This is a genomic window from Streptomyces colwelliae (assembly GCF_048158785.1).
Lineage (GTDB): Bacteria > Actinomycetota > Actinomycetes > Streptomycetales > Streptomycetaceae > Streptomyces.
Genome location: NZ_JBLTJC010000114.1, coordinates 19,492 through 28,615 on the forward strand (window position 1 = coordinate 19,492; position 9,124 = coordinate 28,615).

The following is a 9,124-nucleotide window of genomic DNA, read 5'->3' on the forward strand; positions in this document are numbered from 1 at the left end:
ACCGCGATTGCGGCGGGCCGGTAGTGCGCGTCGCGTTCGTCGGCAAGGGCGGCAGCGGAAAGACCACGCTGTCGGCCCTCTTCGCCCGCCACCTGGCCCGCGCCGGCGCACCCGTGCTCGCCATCGACGGCGACATCAACCAACACCTGGCCGAGGCGCTGTCCCCCGGCACGTCCGCCGACACGTCCCCCGGCGACGAGCCGGTCACCGCCCCACCCCTGGCCGCCCACCTGACCGAGCTCAAAGACTTCCTGCGCGGCACCAACCCCCGGATCGCCTCCGCCGAGGCCATGATCAAGACCACCCCACCGGGACGCGGCTCACGGCTGCTGCGCCTGCTCGGCGACGACGAGGTGCACGCCCGCCATGTGGTCCGTGCGGGTGACGTACCGCTGATGGCGACGGGCGAGTTCGAGGAGAGCGACCTCGGGGTGGCCTGCTACCACTCCAAACTCGGCGCGGTGGAGCTGTACTTGAACCACCTGGCCGACGTCCCCGGCGAATACGTCGTGGTCGACATGACGGCGGGCGCCGACGCCTTCGCCTCGGGCCTGTTCACCCGCTTCGACCTGACGTTCCTGGTGGCCGAACCCACCCGCAAGGGCGTCTCCGTCTACCGCCAGTACCGCGACCACGCACGGGAGTTCGGCATCCGCCTCGCCGTGATCGGCAACAAGGTCACCGGCGAGGACGACCTGCTCTTCCTCAAGGAGGAGGTGGGGGACGACCTCCTGACCCACCTGGTCCACTCCCCCTGGGTACGCGCAGCCGAACAGGGCAGGGCACAGGGCGAGTTGGAGTCGCCCAACGCCCACGCCCTGAACGTCCTCCGCACGGCCGTCGACGCCTGCCCCAGGGACTGGCCGACCCTGCACCGCCACGCCGTCGAGTTCCACCTCCGCAACGCCCGCGCCTGGGCGGACCGCGCAACGGGCCTGGACCTCGCGGCACAGGTGGACCCGGGATACGTACCGGGCCCGCCCGCGCTGACCTGACGAAGACCTTCCTCACACTCACCAACTACCCGACAGGACACCCCTTTTCATGTCTCTCGACGTCTCCCCGAAGCTCCTCGCCGAAGCCGAGCACGGTGACATCCGCGAGGCGGACTTCGTGGACACGGTCCGCACGTCCCTGCCGTACGCCTACGACCTCATCGCCGGCCTCGCCACCGAACTCCGCGACGGCACGGCCGAGTTCACCGACAACCAGACCCCGCCCCCGTCCGAACAGGAACGCGGCCAGTTGCTGCGGGCGCTGGCCAGCGACGCGATCCGGGGCAGCCTGGAGCGCCACTTCGGGGTGGCCCTGGCTTTCCAGAACTGCCATCGGGTGGCGGCGTTCCGGCCGGAATCCCTGGACGGGGAGACGTACGCGCGGTTCACGTCGGTACGGTCCCAAGTGCTGAACCAGTCACCGGAGTTCAGGGACTGCTGACGGACCGTACCAGTGCGACGAACCGCCCCGCGTCGTCCAGCCACGGCATGTGCCCGGCCCCGGACTGCACCTGGAACTCCGCGTTCGGGAACAGCTCCGCGTACTCCGCCATCGCGCGCGGCGGAGCGGAGATGTCGAACTCCCCGGCGAGGATGAGCACTGGGGACGTGAAGTCGGCCAGGGCCGCGCGGGTGTCGGCCGGGTCGAAGGCGCCTTCGGCGGCGTAGGCCGTCGCGGCCTCGGCGTTCCTCTGCTTCGCGTCGGCCTCATCGAAGGCGCGTGCCGTCTCGTCCCAACGGGCGTGGGCGAAGGGCGCGATGGCCGGCCAGGAATCGGGGGTCGCGCGACCGGCGGTGATCTCCTCCAGGGCGGCGAACGCGGGTCCGAACCACGGTTCGGACCCGCGCAGTCGTGCGACCGCCAGGCGGTCCTCGGCTGAGATCGGGATGCCGACCGCGTAGACACTGGGGGTGACCAGGGTCAGTCGGGCCACGCGGTCCGGGTGGCGGGCCGTGTACAGCGCGGCCAGGTTCGCGCCGGCCGAGTGGGCGAGCAGGTCCACCCGGTCGAGGCCCAGGTGCTCGCGCAACGCATCGACGTCGTCCACCTGACGGTCGCAGCGGTACGACGTCAGGTCCGTGGGTACCTCCGACGCGCCCGTGCCCCGTAGATCCAGCCGGATCAGTCGGCGGTGGATGGTCAGGCCGCCGAGGGTGCCGAGGTAGACAGAATCGCGCATCGGGCCGCCGGGGAGGCAGATCACGGGCGGGCCGTCGCCGGACGCGTGGTAGGCGAGGCGGGTTCCGTCGGGTGCGGCGAAGGTCGGCATGGGCGTGAGCGTGTCAGGGGGTGGTACGTGCGGCAACCGGATTGCCGGGCGGTGGAACGGGCCGGTCCGGTGCCGCGCTCCGGACCGGCCCAGCTGTCACTTCTTCTGTTCGACCCGCACCCAGTCCACCTCCGCCTGCACTCCCCCGGCCGCGACCTTGTCCACGCTCGACTGCGGCAGACCCCAGTACGGCGTGGTGACCTGGTTCCAGCCGGCCGGGTACGCGCCGCCCAGGGCGAGGTTGAGGATGACGTACTGGTTGTGGGCGAAGACCCATTGGCCGCGGGTCGATTCGAGTTTGTTGCGGGTGGTCTCCTGGACGAGGTTGTCGTCGACGTAGAAGCGCATCCCGGTCGGGGTCCATTCGACGGCGTACGTGTGCCACTGGTCGGCCGTGCCGCCGTTCGGGTAGGTCTGGCGGGCGCCGATGTTGCCGTCGGCGGAGTAGCCGGGGCCGTGGAGGGCCGTGCTCGTCCAGTCCGGGTAGCCGATGTTCTCCATGATGTCGGTCTCGCCGGAGGCAGGCCAGGAGACCGACGGATCGTCGACGTTGCTGCCGAGCAGCCAGAAGGCGGGCCAGAATCCGTCGCCGACCGGCAGCTTCATGCGGGCGCTGACCTTGCCGTACGTGAAGTCGAACTTGGTGTTGGTGTCGATGCGGCCGGACGTGAAGTCGTAGGTGCCGCCGCCCGCCTGGGTGCAGCCCTTGCAGTACTTCGCCGCGAGGATCAACTCACCGTTCTGTGTACGGACGTTGTCCGTCGAGTCGACGTACGCCTGGGACTCTCCGTTGACCGAGCCCATCTCCGTGCCGGTCCGGACCACCCGCCACTTGGAGCGGTCCAGGGCCGCCGACGTGAAGTCGTCGAAGAACGCCGTCTGATACGTGCCGGACTGGTCGCCGGGGAGGGCCGGGTAGGCCGCCGCCGCGCTGCCGCCGGTGCCCCAGACCTGGAACTCGTAGAGGGAGTAGCCGAATTGGGCCGTGTAGGGGGCCGGGTTGTAGAAGGAACGGCGTTCCTTGCCGAGCATCCGGACGTAGCGGCCGGTGACCGGCTGGGGCAGGGTGACCGTGTCGTGGCGGCCCGTGGCGTCGGCGGGGGCCTGGACGTTCGCGCGGCGGGCGGCGATGTCGGCGGCCGACGGTTCGTGGACCGTGCGCCAGGTGGTGTTGTCGTCGGAGACCTGGAGCAAGTAGTCGACGGCGTACGCCGATTCCCAGTAGAAGTCGACCGTGTCGATCGTCGAGGTCGCGCCCAGGTCGACCGAGACCCAGCGGTCGGCGTTCCAGTCGCTGGACCAACGGCTCGCGTCGTCCTTGAGGTTGGCGGGCCAGCCGCCGTCGGTGACGTACGCCGGTGAATTGCCGTTGTGTTGGTAGTAGTTGGAGTACGCGGGGTGGTTCAGGGCGAGGTTGGTGCGGGTCGTGGACGCGGGGGCCGGCTCGCCGCCGTAGACCTTGAAGGAGTAGAGCGAGTAGCCGTAGGGCGTGGAACGTTCCAAGCCGCGCAGGCGGACGTAACGGCCCGTCACCTCCTGGGGGTACGTGCTCGTGGTGACCGAGCCGCCGGTGCCGGCCGTCTCCGTGTAGAACGGCGTCCAGTCGGTGCCGTTCCTGGAGACCTCCAGGACGTATCTCTTGCCGTAGGCCGTCTCCCAGTCGAGGGTGACGCGGTCGATGCGGATCGTCGTGCCGAGGTCGAGGCGGATCCAGGCGTCGTCGGCGAAGTTGCTGGACCAGCGGGTCGCGCCGTCGCCGTCGAAGGCGAGGCCGGGGGCGGTGCCGGCGTTCTCGCTGCCGGAGGCGGTGACGGCGGCCGGGTTCGCGGCGTAGGCGGCTGCCGCGCGGTCGGTGTCCCAGGTCGCGGCGGCCGCGGCCTGCGGGGCGGGGGCGGCGAGAGCGGGGGTGGCGGAGAGCAGGGCCAGTGCGGTGAGCGCGGTGAGCAGGGTGCGTGCGGGCATGCGGGTCTCCTTGAGGGGCGGATCTCCTTCTGGGGGTGATCTTGCTGACGTGCTCATGACATACACGGGGATGGTGGGAAGGGCGGGGAAGACAGGGATGGTGGGAACGATGGGGTTGGTGGTGCCCCGGTGGGTGCAGGCTCCCCCGCCCGCACCCACCGGGGCCGTCCGGTCAGGCCGCGCGCCGCGCCCTGCTGCGGTGGTCGCGGATGATGTCCGCGTACCGGCGGCCGGAGCCCTTGATCGTGCGGACCTGGGTCTCGTAGTCCACGTGGACCAGTCCAAAACGCTTCCCGTAGCCGTACGCCCACTCGAAGTTGTCCATCAGGGACCACAGGTAGTAGCCGCGCACGTCCGCGCCGTCCGCGATCGCGCGGCGTACGGCGGACAGGTGGCCGTGGAGGTAGGCGATCCGCTCGGGGTCGTGGACGTTGCCCTCGGGGTCGGGCTTGTCGTCGTAGGCCGCGCCGTTCTCCGTGACGTACAGCGGCAGGCCCGGTGCCTCCCTCGTGTACCGCATGATCAGCTCGTGGAGGCCCGTCGGGTCGATCGTCCAGCCCATCTCCGTGCGCTCGCCGGGGGTCTGGAGGAACGCCACGTCGTCCGCGCCCGGCCAGGGGGAGTACGCGCTCAGGCCGTGGCCGTCGGAGCGCGGGCTGCCCGCCGGGGCCGTCTCGGTCGCCTCCACCAAGGTGGGGGTGTAGTAGTTCAACCCCAGTGCGTCCAACGGCTGGTGAATGAGCGTCAGATCACCGTCCTGGACGTACGACCAGTCCGTGACCGACCTCGTCGCCTCGAAGAGGGACTGCGGATACGAGCCGTGCAGCATCGGCCCGTGGAACACCCCGTTGGCCAGGTCGTCGATCTTCCGGGCCGCCGCCATGTCCGCCGGAGACAGCGAAGCGGGCCTGACCACCGAGGAGTTGAGGCTCACCGCGATCGAGTCGCGGGCCGGTATCGCGGACCGCAGGGCCGAAGTCGCCAGCCCGTGGGCCAAGTTGAGGTGATGGGCCGCCCGAAGTGAAGCGCCCGCGTCCGTACGGCCCGGCGCGTGCACCCCCGAGCCGTAGCCCAGGAACGCGCTGCACCAGGGCTCGTTGAGCGTGGTCCACTGCTCCACGCGGTCGCCCAGCGCCTCGCCCATGATCTGCGCGTACTCGGCGAAGCGGTACGCCGTGTCGCGCTCGGGCCAGCCGCCCGCGTCCTCCAACTCCTGCGGCAGATCCCAGTGGTAGAGGGTCAGTGCCGGCTTGATGCCGTGCGCGAGCAACTCGTCGACCAGACGGCGGTAGAAGTCCAGGCCCACCTGGACCGCCGGGCCCCGGCCGGTCGGCTGAACCCGTGGCCAGGAGACCGAGAAGCGGTACGCCGTCAGGCCCAGGTCCGCCATCAGCGCCACGTCGTCGCGGTAGCGGTGGTAGTGGTCGACGGTGACGTCGGCGTGATCACCGCCCGCCGTACGGCCCGGCGTATGACTGAAGGTGTCCCAGATCGAGGGCGTACGGCCGCCCTCCCGCACCGCTCCCTCGATCTGGTAGGCGGAGGTCGCGGCTCCCCACAGGAAGGCGGGAGGAAAGGGCGGGGTCGTCAGGTCGGGCATGGAATCGCTCCCATGGGTCGAGTGGCGCCCATTATGCATGGGAGCGCTCCCATGAGCAAAGGGGGTCGCCCCCGACGTCTTCTGTTCGTTCCGCGTCGTTCCGCGTACGCGGTCGCGGAGGACACCGCTCAGGCCGACTCCCGCACCACCAGCTGCGTCGGCAGGACCACTTCGCGGTGGCCGTCGCCGCGTCGGGCGATCTCGTCCAGCAGGAGGCTCGCCATGGTGCGGCCCATCTCCTCCAGCGGCTGGCGGACGCTGGTCAGCGGGGGATCGATGTGCCGGGCCACGATCGAGTCGTCGAAGCCGACGACGGCGACGTCGTGGGGCACCCGCCGGCCCGACGCGCGCAGTTCCAGCACGGCGCCCGACGCCATCACGTCGGACGCGGCGAAGACGGCGTCGAGGCCGGGCCGCCGGTGCAGCAGCTCCCGCATGGCCGCGCGTCCGCCCTCCTCCCGGAAGTCGCCGTACGCGATCAGGTCCTCGTCGACGGTGATGCCCGCGCCCTCCAGCGCCTCGCGGTAGCCGTCGAGCCGGGCCTGGGCGGCGTCCATGTCCAGGGGGCCAGTGATGGTGCCGATGGTCCGGCGGCCCTTGGCCAGCAGGTGCTGGACCGCGGTCCTGGCGCCGCCGTTGTTGTCCGCGCGGACATGCCCCAGTGGCTCCCCGTGGCCGCGCCGGCCGGCGAGCACGGTCGGCACGGCGAGTTCGTGCAGCCGGTCGGGCAGCGTGTCGCCGCTGTGGACCGCGAGGATCAGTACGCCGTCCACCCGGTGTGCGGACAGGTACGTGGCCAGCCGCGCGTACTCCTTCTCGTCCGGCGTCAGGACCAGCAGCAACTGCATCTGGGCGCTTGCGAGTTGGGCCGAAATACCCCGGATGATCCCCGAGAAGTAGGGCTCGGAGAAGAGCCGGTCCTCGCCCTCGGGGACGACCACGGCGACCGAGTCCGTACGGCGGGTGGCCAGGGAGCGGGCGGCGGGGTTGGGGACGTAGCCGAGTTCGTCGATCGCCCGCTCCACGGCCGCGCGGGCGTGGTCGCTCACCTTGGGGGAGCCGTTGATGACCCGGGAGACCGTGCCGCGGCCGACGCCGGCGAGCGCGGCCACGGCGTTGAGGGTCGGGCGCCGGACCTCCGCGCGCGGAGGCGGCTGCTCGGCAGGGCTCATCGTTCACCTTCCGGCGATCAGTGGGGACTTGCCTCATTCTTGCCCAGAAATTCGGGCAACGGCCCGGACGGACGACGCCGGCGCCGCGCCCGTGCGGCGAACCCTTGGATCACCTGCGTGAATCCTGTGCGGGACCGGCCTGTGTCCGGTCGGTGACGCCTTGTGGAGCGACACATTCACGTGACGTGCGGAACACGCTTGCGCAACAACGCCGTTTTCAAGTCTTGACACCCGGCCCGGCACGAAGGAGTCTTCCGGCATGCCGCGTGGGAGCGGTCCCACGGAATCTCGGGGGCTTCCTTCCGTGTGGACGAAACCACCAACGGCCCGTCCCTCTATCTCGCATGGCACACCGTTGACCAGCACCTTTTCACCGCACGCCCCGTGCTGTGGGTCGGCCGCTGCTCGAAACGAGAGGGCAGGTCCGGATCGTCGAGCCTCGGCGGTCCGATTCCTGAGATCCCGTTCCCCACTGGAACAAGGAGTAGTGGAATGAGCATCACCCGTACCGCCGGCGGCCGCGGCCGCAGAGTGGCGGCCGTGACCACGACGGTCCTGACGGCCTCCGCCCTGCTGCTGACCGGCTGCAGCAGCGACGACAGCTCCTCGGACGCCAAGGACTCGAACGGGAACATCACTCTCACGGTGGACGACTTCGGGCAGTTCGGCTACAAGGAAGCCGGCCTGTTCGCCCAGTACCACAAGCTGCACCCGAACATCACGGTGAAGGAGAACACCACCGCCAACGAGCAGGACTACTACCCGAAGCTTCTTCAGCAGCTGAACACGGGCAGTGGCCTGGGCGACGTCACGGGCATCGAGGTCGGCCGCATCAAGGAGGTCGTCGACACCCAGGCGGCCAAGTTCGCCGACCTGAGCAAGACGATCGACGTGAGCGACTGGGTCTCCTGGAAGGAGAAGCAGGCCACCGCGTCGGACGGTTCGGTCATCGGCGCCGGCACCGACATCGGCCCGATGTCCCTGTGCTACCGCTCGGACCTCTTCAAGGCGGCGGGCCTGGCGAGCGACCGTGACTCCGTCGCCAAGGCCGTCGCGGGCGGCTGGGAGGACTACCTCAAGCTCGGCGAGAAGTTCAAGGCGAAGGCGCCCAAGGGCACGTACTTCATGGACTCCGCGAGCGCCATGTACAACGCGGTCGTGGGTTCCTCCGCGGAGCAGTACTACGACGCTTCCGGCAAGGCGATCTACAAGGACAGCGCGTCCGTGAAGCAGGGCTGGAACCTGGCCGCCGAGGCCGCGTCCAAGAAGCTGACCCAGGGTCTGCCCCAGTTCACCGACGCCTGGACGGCGGCGCTGCGCAAGGGCACGGTGGCCACCGTGGCGTGCCCCGCCTGGATGGCCGGCCAGATCTCCACCAACGCCGGTGACGCCTACAAGGGCAAGTGGGACATCGCCCGTGCACCCGGTACCAGCGCGGCCAACTGGGGCGGCTCCTTCCTGGCCGTGCCCAAGACCGGCAAGCACGTCAAGGAAGCCACCGACCTGGTGAAGTGGCTGACCTCTCCCGAGCAGCAGGCCGCCGTGTTCAAGGCGATCGGTGTCTTCCCGTCGAACAAGGGCGCCTACGAACTCGCCAGCGTGAAGAACGCCACGCTGCCGTACTTCAACAACGCCCCGATCGGTCAGATCTACGCCGACGAGGCGAAGGCCATCCCCGAGGCCGTGCTCGGCGCGAAGGACGGCACGATCAAGGACACGATCTCCACGCAGATCAACAACATGGAGCAGCGGGGCACCAAGCCCGCCAAGGCGTGGAAGGCCGCGACCGACTCGATCGACAAGGTCATCGGCTGACACCGGCCGCGGTGCGGGCGGCCCGGCGGGCGCCCGCACCGCAGCCTGTGCGTGGGGCCGTGCGGGGGCTCCTGCCGTAGGCGCGGGGCCTGAGGCCTCGGCGCCCCGCACCGGCCCCGGTCGTCAAGTGCCGGTCCTTTCCGCGGTGTTCGGCGCACACTCACCGGACACCGCCGCACCGTGTCCGCCGGGACCGGCGACCCGAGTTCGACGACGTGCCCCAGGCCGGATCTCCGGTCCCAGCCCCCGCCCGTACCCCGGCCGAGATCCAGGGAAGGACTTCCTCCGTGGCAACCACAACCCCCACAC

The 9,124-nt window shown here is 70.2% G+C and carries 7 protein-coding genes; 3 read left to right on the forward strand and 4 right to left on the reverse strand.

Going from position 1 to position 9,124, the window contains the following annotated elements:
- The first annotated feature begins 23 nt into the window (after nucleotides 1-23).
- Together ACNFOC_RS23775 and ACNFOC_RS23780 are read left to right on the forward strand one after the other, a co-directional pair.
- Nucleotides 24-995, forward strand: coding sequence for an ATP-binding protein (locus ACNFOC_RS23775; protein WP_416961122.1), 972 nt, complete (start codon nucleotides 24-26; stop codon nucleotides 993-995).
- Between the two features lie 49 nt (nucleotides 996-1,044).
- Nucleotides 1,045-1,437: an SCO5389 family protein gene (locus tag ACNFOC_RS23780; RefSeq protein ID WP_416961123.1), complete on the forward strand. Its 393-nt coding sequence runs from the start codon at nucleotides 1,045-1,047 to the stop codon at nucleotides 1,435-1,437.
- Here the strand turns inward: ACNFOC_RS23780 and ACNFOC_RS23785 are convergent.
- From ACNFOC_RS23785 to ACNFOC_RS23800, 4 genes are all read right to left on the reverse strand, one after another.
- Nucleotides 1,424-2,266, reverse strand: coding sequence for an alpha/beta fold hydrolase (locus ACNFOC_RS23785; protein ID WP_416961124.1), 843 nt, complete (start codon nucleotides 2,264-2,266; stop codon nucleotides 1,424-1,426). The two genes, ACNFOC_RS23780 and ACNFOC_RS23785, sit on opposite strands and share 14 nt — an antisense overlap.
- A gap of 96 nt (nucleotides 2,267-2,362) precedes the next feature.
- Nucleotides 2,363-4,228 carry a discoidin domain-containing protein gene (locus ACNFOC_RS23790; RefSeq protein WP_416961125.1) on the reverse strand — a complete coding sequence of 622 codons (1,866 nt, stop codon included), beginning with the start codon at nucleotides 4,226-4,228 and terminating at the stop codon, nucleotides 2,363-2,365.
- 172 nt (nucleotides 4,229-4,400) lie between these two features.
- Complete coding sequence (locus ACNFOC_RS23795; protein WP_416961126.1) at nucleotides 4,401-5,828, reverse strand: GH1 family beta-glucosidase; 1,428 nt, start codon at nucleotides 5,826-5,828, stop codon at nucleotides 4,401-4,403.
- 128 nt (nucleotides 5,829-5,956) lie between these two features.
- The gene (locus tag ACNFOC_RS23800; RefSeq protein ID WP_416961127.1) at nucleotides 5,957-7,000 is read right to left on the reverse strand and encodes a LacI family DNA-binding transcriptional regulator; all 1,044 of its coding nucleotides are present in this window, start codon (nucleotides 6,998-7,000) and stop codon (nucleotides 5,957-5,959) included.
- A gap of 492 nt (nucleotides 7,001-7,492) precedes the next feature.
- Between ACNFOC_RS23800 and ACNFOC_RS23805 the strand changes: the two genes are divergently transcribed.
- Nucleotides 7,493-8,815, forward strand: a complete 1,323-nt coding sequence (locus ACNFOC_RS23805) for an ABC transporter substrate-binding protein (RefSeq protein ID WP_416961128.1) — start codon at nucleotides 7,493-7,495, stop codon at nucleotides 8,813-8,815.
- The last annotated feature ends 309 nt before the right edge of the window (nucleotides 8,816-9,124 follow it).

What these genes read in the sequence shown, in the direction of transcription:
- ACNFOC_RS23780 (WP_416961123.1), top strand. Translation starts at nt 1,045, where the DNA reads ATGTCTCTCGACGTCTCCCCGAAGCTCCTCGCCGAAGCCGAGCACGGT.
- ACNFOC_RS23795 (WP_416961126.1), bottom strand. Translation starts at nt 5,828, where the DNA reads ATGCCCGACCTGACGACCCCGCCCTTTCCTCCCGCCTTCCTGTGGGGA.
- ACNFOC_RS23800 (WP_416961127.1), bottom strand. Translation starts at nt 7,000, where the DNA reads ATGAGCCCTGCCGAGCAGCCGCCTCCGCGCGCGGAGGTCCGGCGCCCG.
- ACNFOC_RS23805 (WP_416961128.1), top strand. Translation starts at nt 7,493, where the DNA reads ATGAGCATCACCCGTACCGCCGGCGGCCGCGGCCGCAGAGTGGCGGCC.
- ACNFOC_RS23785 (WP_416961124.1), bottom strand. Translation starts at nt 2,266, where the DNA reads ATGCCGACCTTCGCCGCACCCGACGGAACCCGCCTCGCCTACCACGCG.
- ACNFOC_RS23790 (WP_416961125.1), bottom strand. Translation starts at nt 4,228, where the DNA reads ATGCCCGCACGCACCCTGCTCACCGCGCTCACCGCACTGGCCCTGCTC.